Source organism: Psychrosphaera haliotis (genome assembly GCF_039523615.1).
Classification (GTDB): Bacteria; Pseudomonadota; Gammaproteobacteria; order Enterobacterales; family Alteromonadaceae; genus Psychrosphaera; species Psychrosphaera haliotis.
Genome location: NZ_BAAAFQ010000004.1, coordinates 80,954 through 95,558 on the forward strand (window position 1 = coordinate 80,954; position 14,605 = coordinate 95,558).

16 protein-coding genes are annotated in these 14,605 nt (G+C 38.8%); 4 read left to right on the plus strand and 12 right to left on the minus strand.

The genetic code is table 11. The features are described from left to right. Positions 1-6: 6 nt before the first annotated feature. Positions 7-1,308 carry an FAD-dependent 5-carboxymethylaminomethyl-2-thiouridine(34) oxidoreductase MnmC1 gene (gene mnmC1, locus ABD009_RS03035; RefSeq protein ID WP_343822545.1) on the plus strand — a complete coding sequence of 434 codons (1,302 nt, stop codon included), beginning with the start codon at positions 7-9 and terminating at the stop codon, positions 1,306-1,308. Between the two features lie 44 nt (positions 1,309-1,352). Here the strand turns inward: mnmC1 and ABD009_RS03040 are convergent, their stop codons facing one another. Next, positions 1,353-2,270, minus strand: a complete 918-nt coding sequence (locus ABD009_RS03040) for a flagellar protein MotY (protein ID WP_343822547.1) — start codon at positions 2,268-2,270, stop codon at positions 1,353-1,355. A 176-nt stretch (positions 2,271-2,446) separates the two neighbouring features. Between ABD009_RS03040 and rnt the strand changes: the two genes are divergently transcribed. Further along, on the plus strand, positions 2,447-3,166 hold the full coding sequence (gene rnt / locus ABD009_RS03045; RefSeq protein WP_343822549.1) for a ribonuclease T: 720 nt from the start codon (positions 2,447-2,449) through the stop codon (positions 3,164-3,166). A 220-nt stretch (positions 3,167-3,386) separates the two neighbouring features. Here rnt and ABD009_RS03050 read toward each other — a convergent pair whose 3' ends face one another. Next, positions 3,387-3,806 (minus strand): DUF4124 domain-containing protein, encoded by a 420-nt coding sequence (locus ABD009_RS03050; RefSeq protein WP_343822551.1) that lies wholly within the window; start codon positions 3,804-3,806, stop codon positions 3,387-3,389. An 82-nt stretch (positions 3,807-3,888) separates the two neighbouring features. Between ABD009_RS03050 and pssA the strand changes: the two genes are divergently transcribed. Both pssA and ABD009_RS03060 read left to right on the plus strand, forming a co-directional pair. Then, the gene (gene pssA / locus ABD009_RS03055) at positions 3,889-4,689 is read left to right on the plus strand and encodes a CDP-diacylglycerol--serine O-phosphatidyltransferase (RefSeq protein ID WP_155695330.1); all 801 of its coding nucleotides are present in this window, start codon (positions 3,889-3,891) and stop codon (positions 4,687-4,689) included. Positions 4,690-4,757: 68 nt separating this feature from the next. Further along, the gene (locus ABD009_RS03060) at positions 4,758-5,510 is read left to right on the plus strand and encodes a chemotaxis protein (protein WP_343822553.1); all 753 of its coding nucleotides are present in this window, start codon (positions 4,758-4,760) and stop codon (positions 5,508-5,510) included. On the opposite strand, the gene ABD009_RS03065 is transcribed toward ABD009_RS03060, so the two are convergent. The 10 genes from ABD009_RS03065 to ABD009_RS03110 form a co-directional block, all read right to left on the minus strand. Then, positions 5,507-5,986 (minus strand): phosphatidylglycerophosphatase A, encoded by a 480-nt coding sequence (locus tag ABD009_RS03065; protein WP_343822555.1) that lies wholly within the window; start codon positions 5,984-5,986, stop codon positions 5,507-5,509. The two genes, ABD009_RS03060 and ABD009_RS03065, sit on opposite strands and share 4 nt — an antisense overlap. Before the next feature lies 1 nt (position 5,987). Continuing rightward, positions 5,988-6,968, minus strand: coding sequence for a thiamine-phosphate kinase (gene thiL / locus ABD009_RS03070; protein WP_343822557.1), 981 nt, complete (start codon positions 6,966-6,968; stop codon positions 5,988-5,990). A 27-nt stretch (positions 6,969-6,995) separates the two neighbouring features. After that, positions 6,996-7,415 (minus strand): transcription antitermination factor NusB, encoded by a 420-nt coding sequence (gene nusB, locus ABD009_RS03075; RefSeq protein WP_155695333.1) that lies wholly within the window; start codon positions 7,413-7,415, stop codon positions 6,996-6,998. A gap of 9 nt (positions 7,416-7,424) precedes the next feature. Then, positions 7,425-7,889 (minus strand): 6,7-dimethyl-8-ribityllumazine synthase, encoded by a 465-nt coding sequence (ribH, locus tag ABD009_RS03080; RefSeq protein WP_155695334.1) that lies wholly within the window; start codon positions 7,887-7,889, stop codon positions 7,425-7,427. A gap of 90 nt (positions 7,890-7,979) precedes the next feature. Beyond that, the gene (ribBA, locus tag ABD009_RS03085) at positions 7,980-9,089 is read right to left on the minus strand and encodes a bifunctional 3,4-dihydroxy-2-butanone-4-phosphate synthase/GTP cyclohydrolase II (protein ID WP_155695335.1); all 1,110 of its coding nucleotides are present in this window, start codon (positions 9,087-9,089) and stop codon (positions 7,980-7,982) included. Between the two features lie 25 nt (positions 9,090-9,114). After that, positions 9,115-9,774, minus strand: coding sequence for a riboflavin synthase (locus ABD009_RS03090; protein WP_343822561.1), 660 nt, complete (start codon positions 9,772-9,774; stop codon positions 9,115-9,117). A gap of 17 nt (positions 9,775-9,791) precedes the next feature. Then, positions 9,792-11,018, minus strand: coding sequence for a bifunctional diaminohydroxyphosphoribosylaminopyrimidine deaminase/5-amino-6-(5-phosphoribosylamino)uracil reductase RibD (gene ribD / locus ABD009_RS03095; protein ID WP_343822563.1), 1,227 nt, complete (start codon positions 11,016-11,018; stop codon positions 9,792-9,794). A gap of 2 nt (positions 11,019-11,020) precedes the next feature. Next, entirely contained in the window at positions 11,021-11,521 is a 501-nt protein-coding gene (gene nrdR / locus ABD009_RS03100) for a transcriptional regulator NrdR (RefSeq protein WP_155695337.1), read from the minus strand. 80 nt (positions 11,522-11,601) lie between these two features. Further along, a complete protein-coding gene (gene glyA / locus ABD009_RS03105; protein WP_343822565.1) occupies positions 11,602-12,858 on the minus strand; it encodes a serine hydroxymethyltransferase in 1,257 nt (418 codons plus the stop codon). A 146-nt stretch (positions 12,859-13,004) separates the two neighbouring features. After that, complete coding sequence (locus tag ABD009_RS03110) at positions 13,005-14,111, minus strand: response regulator (protein WP_343822567.1); 1,107 nt, start codon at positions 14,109-14,111, stop codon at positions 13,005-13,007. Between the last annotated feature and the right edge of the window lie 494 nt (positions 14,112-14,605).

A 14,605-nucleotide genomic window follows, 5' to 3' on the forward strand; every position in this document is an offset into this window, starting at 1 on the left:
ACAGACATGCAAAATAATCCGGCTGCATATACGAGTGACGTCTATAAACCTAATAAAGTTGCCATAATTGGCGGTGGCATCGCGAGTTTAATCTTAGCTGACTACCTATCTAAAAAAAGTCCAAACCTAGAAATCACGCTTTTGTGCAAAGACAGCGACATAGCGTCACAGGGCTCAAGTAATAAACAAGGGGCAATCTACCCTTTGTTACAAGCCGGTAAGTCAATTATTTCTACGTTTTATGCACAAGCATTTGAACATGCCATTAAATATTATAGAGAAACTTTGCCATCAGCTAGTGTTGTGCCGCATCAATGGTGCGGTGTGTTACAACAAGCTTTTAACCCAACAATGCCTGAAAAATTTAAAGAAATCAGCCAACTTTGGGCTCACATTACCGAATATATTGATGATAAATCGAGTTCTGAGTTAGCGGGTATCAGTACCCCATATTCAAGCTTGTATTTTAAAGATGGCGGCTGGATTAACCCAAATCAATTTTGCAAATGGCTTTTAAATGATCTTATAAGCAATAGAAAAGTCTCAATATTACAAAACACTGAAGTAAATAGCATTTCAAAGTCGCATCTTGGAGACTCTTGGGAGGTCTTTTCAGACGGCGTAACAACTTTTGCTGACCACGTTGTTATTTGTGCCGGTATTGACTCACCTCTAGTCACATACGCCAGTATCAATTCAATTCCAATTGATGGTGTATTAGGACAAGTGTCTAGCTTCAATACGGAGTCAAGCACGCAACCATTAAAAGCAGTGTTGTGCCATAAGGGTTATATCACGCCAAGTGATGGCAAGTATCAAGCGTTTGGCGCAACCTTCGAAAAGAACTATGAATCGATAACTTCAACCCAGGAAGCAATGAGTCAAAATATCGCTCAGATTAAAAAAGTGTTCCCATTTGAAGACTGGGCTCAGCAAGTGAGTAATGAATTGGTGAACCATAATAATGCTGCGGTAAGAGCCACAACGCCTGACCACATTCCCATTGCTGGGGAGTTATTTGATTGGAGTTGGATTAAGCATCATGTAGACAATAATAATGGAAAATATAAACGAGCGGATAAAATACAAGGAAAACTTGATAACCCACTTCAAGGTTTATATTGTTTAACTGGACTAGGAGCGAGAGGTTTGACGTCAGCGCCTATTTTGGCCGACATGGTTAGTGACTTAATTGTGAATAGTGGTCGTGTTTCAAAACCACTAAATAACCTGATAGAGACCACAGCACCGATGAGATTCCAACTTAGAGAATACAAACGTACCAAGGTTTTACCAAAGGTAAATTAATCATGAGACATTATTAATAATAAACAATGTCTCTAACTATTAGCTTACGGCCTTTCCATTTGGATAACGACTCGTCTGTTTTCAGCTCGACCTAATATTGTTTCGTTAGATGCGATGTGCCTTTTCTCACCAAAGCCTTCAACATCAATTTTAGACTGAGCAATACCGAAGCCAACAAACAATCCTTTAACTTCATCAGCACGTTTTTCTGATACTTTTAAGTTAGTGTATCGACCGCCCCAAGAGCTGCTATAAGCTTTGACCGTAATACGCTCAATATTACTATCATGCTTTAAATACTCTTCAATCTGGGCCAGTTTTTTCTTCGAAGCTTTATCTAATACTGCGCTATTTTTCTCAAAATTGAGAACAGTGTAAGAAATATCATCAAAGCTATATGGCAATAAACCGTCCATACACGTCAAAAAATCGTAATATGCAGGCCTAAAGTTTGTTGCAGCTAAAGCCACCGCAACTCTATCGGACTTATTGTGCCAGTCAGCGTAATAAAGTGTTGGGAAATAGCCCTTTTCCAACTCCGTTAACATAACCCACGCAGAATCTTGGTCAACGTCGCCGTTAAACTGTTTACGCCACTGTAAGCTTGTAATATGGGTTGAGCCTTGTCCTGGCCGCCATTGAGGTGGTACCGACTCTATTTGAGCCAGTGAATAATCCGCAGGGAGGCGACGAAGATCGAGTTCAAATTCTAAATTGGTTAGTTTATTTGCCGCACTACTAAACTTTGCCGTTCCGTAATTAGGAATGGTATGTTGTAGTTCACATTGTAATCGGTTGTTGTTGGCCAACATCCAGTTCGAATTATTTAAGCTCGCTGAATAAGTTCTCAAACTTGACTTAGCATCGGAAACGCCAGTAAAGACAAGCGCTATAAACAAAACAGTCCAGCTAATAAATTCTTTTTTTAAAAGAAATTCTCTTGATGAATTCATAGGTTTCATATCATTTCTGTCATTAAGATTATGTTGTAATAACGGCTATTACTAATTCTATTGGTAATACTTCTGTTAATACTAAAGCAATTCATATACCACTTATAGAATATAATTAGTAAATGAAAGAAGACCAACTTCATGCGATAATAGATCATTATTGTTATTAGCATCATGTGAGTACCGTGACAGAACCTGCCAACGAATCAACTGAAAAAAACAAACCCGATCCAAACCTTTTAAGCTCTCGTTTTAGAGGCTTTTATCCGGTCGTTATAGATGTAGAGACCGCAGGTTTTAATGCAAAAACAGATGCGCTTTTAGAGATTGCTGCCACTACATTAAAAATGGATGACGATGGGGTTTTGCAACGAGACAAAACAATCCACTTCCATGTTGAGCCTTTTGAAGGTGCAAATATTGAACAAGCGGCTATTGATTTTAACGGTATAGATCCTTTTAACCCCTTACGAGGTGCTGTTTCAGAATCGGAAGCTATTAAAGAAATATGCAAAGAGATCCGTAAAGGTCAAAAAGCAGCAGGATGTAATCGCTCTGTAATTGTGGCTCACAACGCGGCGTTTGATCATGGTTTTGTTATGGCTGCTATAGAGCGTATTAATTATAAACGAATTCCATTTCACCCTTTTGTAACTTTTGATACCGCATCTTTTGCCGCATTGAGTCTAGGCCACACTGTACTTGCTGAAGCTTGCAAACGCGCTGGTTTAGGTTTTGACAACAAAGAAGCTCATTCGGCTAAATACGATACTGAAAAAACCGCTGACTTATTTTGTTACATGGTTAATCGTTGGAAAGAACTTGGAGGATGGCCAATTCCTGATGTAACTCCACCATCTCCAGAGTTAGAGCAAGAGTTAAACAAAGAGTTAGATCAAGAGTAACGTCGGTAGAATTTAACAGATAATTAAATTGGTTAAGAAGCTAAATAAAGGCAAATAACAACCAATTGAAAAGTCTCAACGTTGTTCAGGACTGGTCAAATTGTTATAAGAAAGCCTGCAGAAAAGTGCAGGCTTTTTTCTTTTCTGGGCCTAGACACACTATTAGTCAGGACTACGCTAATATGACAAAGCTAAATTAGTTAGTTTATAAATTGAACCATCAATTACAAAATAACTCAATTTGCCTATTCGCCAGACGCTTCTGTTGAGCAATATCATTTTGTGACAAGGTTTTAGGGTTACCTTTATCATCCAATACTTTCACAGACTCATAAGAGTCCAATACCTTTAAATTATGCTTGGCTTTATCACAATATAATTTAGCTTGTGAGTTCAATTCATCTACCATAGAGTCGTCTTTATCTGCGTTTATAGATATTTCTACAGATTGACCATCTTTCTTGCCGCGCAGCACTCTATCGCCTTCAATTTCTAATTCTACATACTTGCTATTTTGAGGACGATATTCACTAAATGTCACCACGCCTTTCGCATCAATCCAACGGTATACCTTCACCTTTTGTGAACCTGCGTAGCTACTGCTGACTAGTAACATGCATAAAATTGCTAAAAACCTCATTAGGTCCCCTTGTTGTCCTTTGAATTTTATATGCTATGGTGCTTTTATATCCTTATTTAGCCAAAAAATAAAAGAAAATTTGATGTCTGTCGATAATTCCAATAAAAACAAACCTAAAGAGCACTTCTATTTACTTCCAAACTTGCTTACCACTGCCGGATTATTTTTTGGCTTTTACGCCATAATATCCAGTATCAATAATCAATTCGAACATGCCTCTGTCGCGATATTTATTGCCATGATATTTGATGGCTTAGATGGCAGAGTTGCTCGCATGACAAATACTCAAAGTGAGTTTGGCGCACAATACGACAGTATGGCTGATATTGTCTCCTTTGGGATCGCTCCAGCTATATTAACGTATAGTTTTTGTCTATCTTCATTTGGAAAATTAGGTTGGCTGGCCTGTTTTATTTTTGTTGCTTGTGCTGCTCTACGTTTAGCTCGATTCAATTCTATGTTGTCTATTTTTTCTAAGAATTACTTTCAAGGTTTACCATCGCCTGCCGCTGCAGCTCTTGTAGCAAGTATGGTTTGGGTACTTCAATCATTCGAGCTAGAAAATGGCATTATCTCCCTTGTTGTTGCAGTAGTCACAGTTCTGTCGGGTTTATTAATGGTGAGTAACTTTAGATACAGCGCATTCAAGAACCTAACATTACTTAAGGAGCAACCTTTCGTAAGTTTACTAATTGCAGTGTTCTTATTTGTTGTTATAGCTGCAAGACCAGCGGAAGTTTTATTTATTACTTTCTTCATCTACGCCTTAAGTGGCGCAGTTCTCGGTTTTAATTCTATTAAATTTTCCAAACTAAATGGTAAAAATGACGCTGACTTTAACGACTCAAATAATGAAGTAACCGAGGAAAAAACAAAGGAATAATACTATTTCCTTGTAACCCCTATTTAGTCAACTAGACTTAAAAGGATTTGTAATATTGGGGAATATTCATGGATTTTGTAAATTTTGAAGTTGGCTCAAAAACCGTTTCGCTTGCCATCTTAAATATCTTGTTAACAGAACAGTATCGTGAAAACCTAACAGAAATGCCTAACCACAATCCAAACTTTATGGGCATTAAAGACTTTATGAATATTCCAGTGCCTATTTTTGACCTAGGTAAAATACTAAATCATTGTTCTACCAAAGATAAAAATACCCAAACTGTAAATCAATTTTTAGAACAAAAAAATATTTTTAACCAATGGCTACTATCCAATAAAGGTAACAACGTTTTAACAAAACCACATGCATTACTGAAGTGGCTAAATAACTTCACAAGCAGTGATGAAGACTTGGCTAGTATCATGTCAAAGGCTAAGCTAATTGTTGAGCAAATAGTCTCGAAAAATATTGCTGAAGACAACAAACTAAATTCAAAAGTTAATCAGTTGTTTGAAAATGCCATTGAGCATATTGAATACAGTTACAAACCCATTATCGTTTTTACGACCATAAATGGCAGTGCGCCTCACATAGGTCTCTTAGTTGACAAGGTTGAAGATAATATCCACGTCAATGAATCAGACATAAAGTCATTAGACAAAGTAACAACGGTTGGATTTGAATTAGATAACGATACTAAAGCAATTTTGAAAGGGTTAATTCAGCTTGGGGACAAACACAGTTTGATAATTGATCCAGCATCATTATTTACTAAGGGTATAAAAAGCGATGAAGTTCAAACAGAGGCTGTTGTCTAACCTAATAGCGGCATAATGAAATATAAACAAACGCCAGCGGCTAAGCCCGCTACAATGTCATCAATCATAATGCCTAAACCACCATGAACGTGCTTGTCTAAGTAACTTATAGGCCAAGGTTTAACAATATCAAAGAACCTGAATAATACAAATCCTACGGCAATAGCAGTCCAACTAAATGGAACAAAGCATAAGGTAATAAACATACCTGCAAACTCATCCCATACAATCGCTTTATGATCGTGAACGCCGATGTCCGACGCAGCTTTGCCACAAATATAAGGGCCCACTACGCAAGTAAACAGAGTGAACAATATAAATATATAAGCTGGGCTATAAACAAATGCTAAGTAAAAAGGGATGGCAGCTAATGTCCCAAACGTGCCAGGAGCAAATGGCGCAAGGCCACTACCAAACCCTGTAGCTAAAAGGTGTGTTTTATTACATAAGTTAAATTTAGCCGCAGGGTTTTCCACTTTACTTCTCTTCTTTATCCGAAAAATGCTGAAAGCCCTTTTGGCCTTTCAAGTTAAACGGCTCGTCATTGAACAGCAATTCAATTCCGGTATCGCCGCCACAAATTTGGCCAATGCAGGTATATTTAACACCCATCGCTGTTGCGTTTTGCTCTAAGTAACCTTTTTGTTGTTCAGGCACAGTAAACAAAATTTCATAGTCTTCCCCACCGGTTAACGCCAGAGAAATTGCTTTTTCTTGGCCAACAGCATCGTATAGCGTATGTGAAATAGGTAATCGCTCTACATCTATTCTTGCTGAGACTGATGAGGCCTTAAGAATGTGGCCAAGGTCTTGAATTAAACCATCAGAAATATCAAGTGCAGAGGTTGCCGCGTGTCTTACAACCTGTCCGGCAGCAATTCGTGCAACTGGGTAGTCAAAACGTTGCTGAATATGGCTAGCAATATCTTCCGGGAACTTAAGCCCATTAATTTTTGAGTCAACCGCCAGAGCAGATTCACCTAACTCACCTGTTACATAAATCCAATCGCCCGCTTTAGCTCCAGATCTTAATAACGCTTTGCCTTCTGTTATAAATCCTTTAAGGCTCACTGTAACCGCTAGCGGCCCTTGCGTAGTATCACCACCAACAATTTGAACATTATAATATTCTGCAATTTCAAACAAACCGTCAGCAAACTCTTTTACCCATTGCTCATCAGCGTTTGGCAGCGTTATAGCAACTGATGCCCAAGCAGGCTCGGCGCCCATAGCAGCAAAATCACTTAAGTTAACCGCTAAGCAACGATGACCAATTGATCTGGCACTTGTATCTGTAAAAAAGTGGGTGTTTTCAACCATGGTATCTGTGGCAACGACAAGCAGCTTATCCTGCGGCATTTTCATTAAAGCGGCGTCATCTCCGACGCCGACAATAACATCTTTACGTTGCGGACCACGGCCTGAAAAATAAGTCTGAATCATTTCAAACTCTTTCATAACCATTTCCTTTTGGTGTGAGTCTAGTTATCTAAGAGGGATACGAAGATCTTTGGCGGCTCTGTCCAATACGCCGTTAACAAAGCGGTGGCTATCATCTGCACCAAATTTCTTTGCCAATTCAATGCCTTCGTTGATCGCAACCTTGTAAGGTACGTCGACTCTGAATTTTAACTCAAATGCAGACAAGCGCATGATGGCTTTTTCGATTTGATCAACATCTTCATATGGACGCTCAGTATAAGGTGTTAGCGCAGTGTCTAACTCTTTATAGTGTGCGGCAACACCACGAATAGCTTCTTTGAAGAACTCAACGTCAATTTTATTTACGTCATTTTCCAAAAGGAACTGTTGCTCAATGTCACTTACGTGGTTTTGGCTAATCTGCCATGAATATATAGCTTGTACTGCAAGGCTACGTGCCTTTCTTCTTGCTGCTGGTTTCATTATATTGCCTTAGATTTGCGCCATTACATTAACCATCTCAAGTGCACCAAGGGCAGCTTCACCGCCTTTGTTTCCAGCTTTTGTGCCAGAGCGCTCGATAGCTTGTTCAATGCTGTCTGTTGTGATTACACCAAATGATACTGGTATATCGTAATCTAACGATACAGACGCTAAACCTTTGTTACATTCACCTGCAACAAATTCAAAATGAGGTGTGCCGCCTCTGATTACTGCACCAATAGCAATAATGGCATCAACTTCACCACGCTTAGCGATCTTTTTTGCCGCTAATGGTAATTCATAGGCGCCAGGAACATAAACAATAGTGATATCGTCTTGGTTTACTTCGCCATGACGCTCTAGGGCATCAACTGCGCCTTCTAATAAGCTATCAACCACAAAGTGATTAAAACGAGATACTACAATTGCGAATTTTTTACCTGTCGCACGAAAATTGCCTTCGATGACGTTCATTCGGGAACCTTATTTCTTATCTTTAAAAAATTTTGCGCGATAATACCACAACATATTAGTAGATGTTAGCAGATCGCGCGATCTTAGATCTTATTCACTTACATACTCTACAACTTCTAAGCCAAAGCCTGAAAGTGCATGATATTTTTTAGGCGAACTTAATAAACGCATTTGATTAACACCAAGCTGTGCAAGTATTTGTGAGCCTACTCCAACATTACGAGAAGTGCCTTGCCATTTAGCCGGTGGTAAATTATCGCCATTGTCTTCCGCTTCAAAGCGTTTAACTATATTTATAAGCTCTTGATTACTTTCTTGCTTGCCAAGTAATACTAGAACACCGCCTTCAGCTGATATTTTTTGCAAAGCAGAATCAATAGAGAAGCTGCGGTTTACTGAGCGGTCAGAACTCAATAAATCACTGAATGTATTTTGTAAATGAACACGAACAAGAGGTGCATCCATTTTATCAATGTCACCTTTTACCATTGCAAAGTGTAACTGTTCGTCAATTGTGTCTTTAAATGTAACTAACTGAAACTCACCAAATTGAGTCGGTATTTTACAACTAGCAATTTTTTCTACCGTCGTTTCATTTAAATTTCTGTATTCAATTAAGTCTGCAATAGTGCCAATTTTTAGGTCGTGCTTTTTCGCAAACACTTCTAAATCAGGACGACGAGCCATAGTGCCATCATCATTTAATATCTCGACGATAACGCCACAGTCAGCGCGACCCGCTAAACGAGCTAAGTCAACGGCAGCTTCAGTATGGCCTGCGCGTGTTAAAACACCGCCTTTTTTAGCAACTAAAGGGAAAATGTGACCCGGCTGTACTATGTCTGCTGGTTTTGCATTTGGAGCGACAGCCGCTTGAATTGTTCTTGCTCTATCTGCAGCACTAATACCTGTTGTTACGCCTTCGGCAGCTTCAATTGAAACCGTAAAGTTAGTAGCAAACTGAGCATTATTATTATCTACCATTAACGTTAAGTTTAACGCTCTTGCTCGATCTTCTGTCATTGGTAAACAAACTAGACCTCTAGCGTGGGTTACCATAAAGTTAATATGCTCTGGCGTCAGCATGTCTGCCGCCATGATTAAGTCACCCTCATTTTCTCTGTCTTCATCATCCATCAAAATGACCATTTTACCGTGACGGATGTCTTCAATTATTTCTTCTGGTGTATTCAAATTCATATTTTCTACCAATTTTGGATGAGGCTTACTTATTAAGGTAACCGGCTCTTGCCAGTAATGACATGTCCACGCCTTTTGGGTCTTTCCCACTTGACGCATGACCGAGTAATCTTTCAACGTATCGAGCTATTATATCAATTTCAACGTTAACTGCATCACCAACGGCTACATTTGATAGTGTAGTTTCAGCAAAGGTATGCGGTACGATTGTCAACTTACATTGACCTTCAGTAACATCATTGACGGTTAAGCTAATTCCATCAACGGTAATTGAGCCTTTTTTAACGGCGTATTTCTCTAAATGACTTGGGATACTAAGCCAAATATCTTTAGCGCGACCATTGTTATAGATTGACGCTACGTAACAAACCGCATCAACATGACCGCTTACCATGTGGCCGCCAAATCGAGTGGTAGGTAACATCGCTTTTTCAAGGTTAACTAATTGGCCTGTTTGATAATGTTTAAATCCGGTATAGCTAATGGTTTCATTTGAAACATCGGCTTTAAAGGATTGCTCAGACTTTTCCACTACGGTTAGGCACACACCATTAGTTGCTATGCTGTCCCCGAGGTTTACGTCTGAGAAGTCAAAAGTTGGAGATTGAACTTCCACTTGGAAATCTTCACCCATTCGTTTAAGGCTTTTTATTGTTCCTATTGTTTCGATTATTCCTGTAAACACAGTAATTCCACTTTTAGTTAATGCTTGTTTATTGGCTGATAAGTGAATCTGATATCATCACCAACCATTTTATAGTCTAGTAAATTTAATGACTTTGTCTCTTTCATACTGTCGAATGGACCAAGTGGAATACAATCAATGGCATTTTTACCCATAATAATAGGCGCCATATAAAGAATTAACTCATCTACAACTTGGCTTTGTAAAAATGACGCCGATAATTGACTACCAGCTTCAACCCACAAATTATTAATCGACAGCTGATTGCAGTGAGAAATTAAGTCACTCACACAAAAGCCTTTTTCTTTATTGTATACTGAAGAAACTATAGTGACGTTGGCAAACTCTTTAAAATCAACAGTCGCCTGTTCAAGGTGAGCCTCTGACTTTACTAATACTACCTGAGGCCTATCTTCCGGTGTAAGTTTATTATCTGATTGGTTTTTAGCCATGTTGCAATCAAATAATGCAAGGCCACTTGCAACTTCTGGTGTTATTTTGTTTTTGCCATCCAAAACAATTTTTATAGGCTGACGAATGTCAGTAACAATATTAGTAAATTCATATTGAATGTTAAGCTGTTCAGGCCTTACGTTAAGTCTTGCATTGTCTCTAATGACCGTTTTTGCTGTGGTTAAAATAGCGCAACTCAACGCTCGATATCTTTGCACATCGGCTCTAGCTGCTGGACCTGTAATCCATTTACTTTCACCATTATGTAACGCTATTTTACCATCAACAGATGTTGCTAACTTTAAGCGTACATGAGGCTGTTGCCTTTCCATCCTCGACAAAAAGCCAGGGTTTAACGCTCTAGCATCAGTTTCTAATAAACCAATTTGCACTTCTATACCGGCTTCTTGAAGCATAGCAACACCATTACCGGCAACAAGAGGATTAGGATCTAACATGGCAACAATAACTTTTTTAATCTTCGCTTTTTTTAAACGAAGTGCACAAGGTGGTGTTCGGCCATAGTGACTACAAGGCTCTAATGTGACGTAGGCGGTAGCACCAGCTGTTTGTTGAATACTGAGAGCCTGCAACGCGTTAACTTCTGCATGGCCTGTACCTGACTTTTGGTGCCAACCTTGGCCTAGGATTGCACCATCTTTAACAATCACACAACCTACATTGGGATTAGGCGTTGTAGTGTACTGACCCTTTTTAGCAAGCTTAATTGCCAGTGCCATCATGGTGTAATCTTGCTGAGAGAAAGAGCTAGTGGTGTTGTTTTGAGACATTTTTATTCGAACAACTTAGATTGACGACTTTTTAATTCATTTGCGCTATCAGCTTGCTGACCAATTTTCGCAATTTCTTCACCAAATTCTTTTATATCTTCAAATGAGCGATATACAGAAGCAAAACGAACGTACGCCACTTTGTCCAATTGGACTAAACCATCCATAATAAGACTACCAATAAACTCAGAAGATATTTCTCGTTCACCGGTATTACGGATTTCTTTTTTTATTGAAAGAATGAGTTGATCAACCTGTTCAGTACAAACCGGTCTTTTTTCGATGGCACGCAAAATACCTGCGCTCATTTTTTCTTCATTAAAAGGTTCTCGTTTGCTATCTCTTTTCACCACTTTAGGCATGACCAATTCTGCCCCTTCAAACGTAGTGAATCGTTCATTACATTCATTACAGGCGCGTCTTCGGCGAACTTGAGAGCCACCACCAACAAGACGAGAGTCTATGACTTTAGTTTCCGTAGCAGAGCAAAAAGGACAATGCATGTGAGTTTTCCTAGAAAAAATAAAAAAGCCGTGTTTCCACGGCTTTAAATATTAACACAGCTTTCACTGTAAAAAATAGACTAGGCGTAAACTGGGAATCTCGCGCACAACGCAACGACTTTTTCTTTCACAGCAGCCAAGCTTTCTTCGCTATCGATATTGTCTAATACATCACAAACTAAGTTTGATAACTCAACCATCTCAGCTTCTTTCATACCGCGACGTGTTACAGCCGGAGTACCTAAACGCAGACCAGATGTAACAAATGGAGAACGCGGGTCATTTGGAACTGAGTTTTTATTCACTGTGATAAAGGCTTTGCTTAATGCAGCATCTGCGTCTTTACCAGTAATATCTTTATTGATTAAATCAACTAAGAACAAATGGTTTTGAGTGCCACCTGAAACAATGTCATAACCACGTTCTTGCATTACAGCACACATTTTTTGTGCGTTTAGTAATACTTGAGCTTGGTACTCTTTAAATTCTGGTTGTAGCGCTTCTTTAAACGCAACGGCTTTAGCGGCAATTACGTGACAAAGTGGACCACCTTGACCGCCAGGGAAAACAGCACTGTTTAACTTTTTATAAAGTGCTTCATCATCTGCACCAGAAATAATTAAACCACCACGAGGGCCCGCAAGTGTTTTATGAGTTGTTGTTGAAACAACATGAGCATGAGGAACTGGGTTTGGATATACACCTGCAGCTACTAAGCCTGCAACGTGAGCCATATCAACAAACAAGTACGCGCCTACTTTATCAGCGATTTCACGGAATTTAGCCCAATCAACAATACCTGAATATGCAGAAAAACCTGCAATAATCATTTTTGGCTTGTGCTCAGCTGCTAGTTCTTCCACTTGTTTATAGTCAATTTCACCAGTCGCATCATCAAGACCGTAAGGTATTGCGTTATATACTTTACCTGAGAAGTTTACGTGTGAACCGTGTGTTAAATGTCCACCGTGGGCCAAGCTCATTCCTAAATACGTGTCGCCAGGATTAAGTAAGGCTTGAAAAACGGCAGAGTTTGCTTGCGAACCTGAGTGTGGTTGAACGTTTGCATAAGTAGAACCGAACAATTCGTTAGCTCTATCAATGGCTAGTTGTTCAGTAACATCAACATGCTCACAACCGCCATAATAACGTTTGCCAGGGTAACCCTCGGCATATTTGTTTGTTAACTGTGAACCTTGTGCTTGCATTACACGAGGACTGGTATAGTTTTCAGAAGCGATTAACTCAATGTGGTGTTCTTGACGTTGAGTTTCTTGTTGCATTGATGCCCATAGTTCTGGGTCGAAATCTGCGATATTCATATCACGAGTTAACATTATTGCACCTCGGTATTGGTTATATAACAAACAAATGAGGCGCTTATAATACGCACTTCTTAGCTAAATGCCTATATCTTAACAATGAGAAATTCTAACTAATTTGCATTACTTTTATGAACTCGATTATTTGGCCTCATTAAAAATTAAGTTAATAAGGTCTTCATTTCATTTACTAATGTTTGCAAACGTTCTTGTAATGTCATCAATACGTTATTGTTTTCGTCATGTGAGAGCAGTGTTTGCTCCATTAACTTTGTAAAGTATTCTTCCTGATCTATGGTTAAATCAAGCTTATGAAAACTAAGCCCTATTTGCATGATGATGTCGTCCATCAAGTTTTGTTTATCTTTACGAACTTGTTCAACATCCTTATTAATTTGGCTAATTACTAGCGACAACTCCTTGTTTAAAGACCTTAACTCTTGTTCTCGCAAGAACCCAATAAACCGAGCTTCAACAGCTTCAATGACAACCGTGATGATATCGATAAAGATGCCATAAGCTTCTTCATCTTCTTTGGGTGGGTCTAATACTAAAATTGAACAGTGCTGATCAGACACCATTAACCTTGTGCCTAAGTTTTTTATCCGCTGTTTATTATGAGTAAGTTCAAACACTTCTTTTACTATTGGCGAACAAACCGAAGAAGCTTGGTCAAAGCAGGTGGAGTGCTTATTGTCCTTGAGGTAAAGTGCTGCGTGTAATCCTTGTGATGCTAAAAAGTTAAAAACCGTTTGTGCAATTTCACTTTCAGAGTTGGCATGATTTAGTTGTTTCACCATCTGCAACGAAGAGCCATAACTCGAAGCTTGAGACATGGTTGTAGTAACTAAGCTTGTTAACTCTTGGCTTTGTGATTGAAGATTATCAATCATGACATCATATTTTAGTAAGGCTTCAACTTTTGTCATGACTTGTACAGGAGAAAACGGTTTGCCGATAAAATCATCAGCGCCATTTTCAAAACATCGAATTATGTTTTCTTGATCTTGGTCGCCAGAAATAAAAATGATCAACGGAGGCTTGCCTTCCGAGTCATTCTTTAACGTTTTACATACTTCTCTGCCGTCGATGTCACCAAGATTCACATCTAACAAAACCAAATCAAAATGATGCTCTTGACACTTACTTAAGGTTTCTTTTCCAGAAAAAGAAGAGTGAACATCAAATTTTTTCAATAACGTGTTAACTAGAAGAAGGTTTATCCCCTGATCATCGTCTGCCACCAAAACCTTTTTCTTCTCTGCCATTTCTATAAAGCCTCACCATGTTGGACCAGATACAAAAAGGTTAAGTCATAATTCCACATTGCGCAAAAAACAACCTTGTATTTTATTCATTTAGGTACAAATTGGCCTTATTTAAGCCTCAAATTTCTTGTTCGCCTTTGAGGGCAAAAACTAATTTGCTAAAAGCAGGCTGCATGCCCTAAAATATTCGTCTAAATAGTTCATAAAAAGAAAATTTCCCGATGGCATTACCTGACAAGTTTATTTTTTCAATGAACCGCGTAAGTAAAGTGGTTCCACCTAAACGTACAAATTTAGCCTTAGGTTACTACTAATTTTAATATAAAAGTGCGATTAGGTAAATGGCCTCACAAGGCTCTAAAATAAAGAAACTACAAATTTTATTCACTAACCCCATTGATTAAAATCGTACTCTTAACGCATCGAGATTGTTAAAACTCAAAAAATAAAAAGGGGGGATTTACTCAGCTGATTATGTTTGGTTTCCACTGTCT

Excerpts from the sequence above, each read along its gene's own strand:
- mnmC1 (WP_343822545.1), top strand. The coding sequence starts at position 7 with ATGCAAAATAATCCGGCTGCATATACGAGTGACGTCTATAAACCTAAT.
- ABD009_RS03040 (WP_343822547.1), bottom strand. The coding sequence starts at position 2,270 with ATGAAACCTATGAATTCATCAAGAGAATTTCTTTTAAAAAAAGAATTT.
- ABD009_RS03050 (WP_343822551.1), bottom strand. The coding sequence starts at position 3,806 with ATGAGGTTTTTAGCAATTTTATGCATGTTACTAGTCAGCAGTAGCTAC.
- pssA (WP_155695330.1), top strand. The coding sequence starts at position 3,889 with ATGTCTGTCGATAATTCCAATAAAAACAAACCTAAAGAGCACTTCTAT.
- ABD009_RS03060 (WP_343822553.1), top strand. The coding sequence starts at position 4,758 with ATGGATTTTGTAAATTTTGAAGTTGGCTCAAAAACCGTTTCGCTTGCC.
- thiL (WP_343822557.1), bottom strand. The coding sequence starts at position 6,968 with ATGAAAGAGTTTGAAATGATTCAGACTTATTTTTCAGGCCGTGGTCCG.
- nusB (WP_155695333.1), bottom strand. The coding sequence starts at position 7,415 with ATGAAACCAGCAGCAAGAAGAAAGGCACGTAGCCTTGCAGTACAAGCT.
- ribH (WP_155695334.1), bottom strand. The coding sequence starts at position 7,889 with ATGAACGTCATCGAAGGCAATTTTCGTGCGACAGGTAAAAAATTCGCA.
- ribBA (WP_155695335.1), bottom strand. The coding sequence starts at position 9,089 with ATGAATTTGAATACACCAGAAGAAATAATTGAAGACATCCGTCACGGT.
- ribD (WP_343822563.1), bottom strand. The coding sequence starts at position 11,018 with ATGTCTCAAAACAACACCACTAGCTCTTTCTCTCAGCAAGATTACACC.
- nrdR (WP_155695337.1), bottom strand. The coding sequence starts at position 11,521 with ATGCATTGTCCTTTTTGCTCTGCTACGGAAACTAAAGTCATAGACTCT.
- glyA (WP_343822565.1), bottom strand. The coding sequence starts at position 12,858 with ATGTTAACTCGTGATATGAATATCGCAGATTTCGACCCAGAACTATGG.
- ABD009_RS03110 (WP_343822567.1), bottom strand. The coding sequence starts at position 14,111 with ATGGCAGAGAAGAAAAAGGTTTTGGTGGCAGACGATGATCAGGGGATA.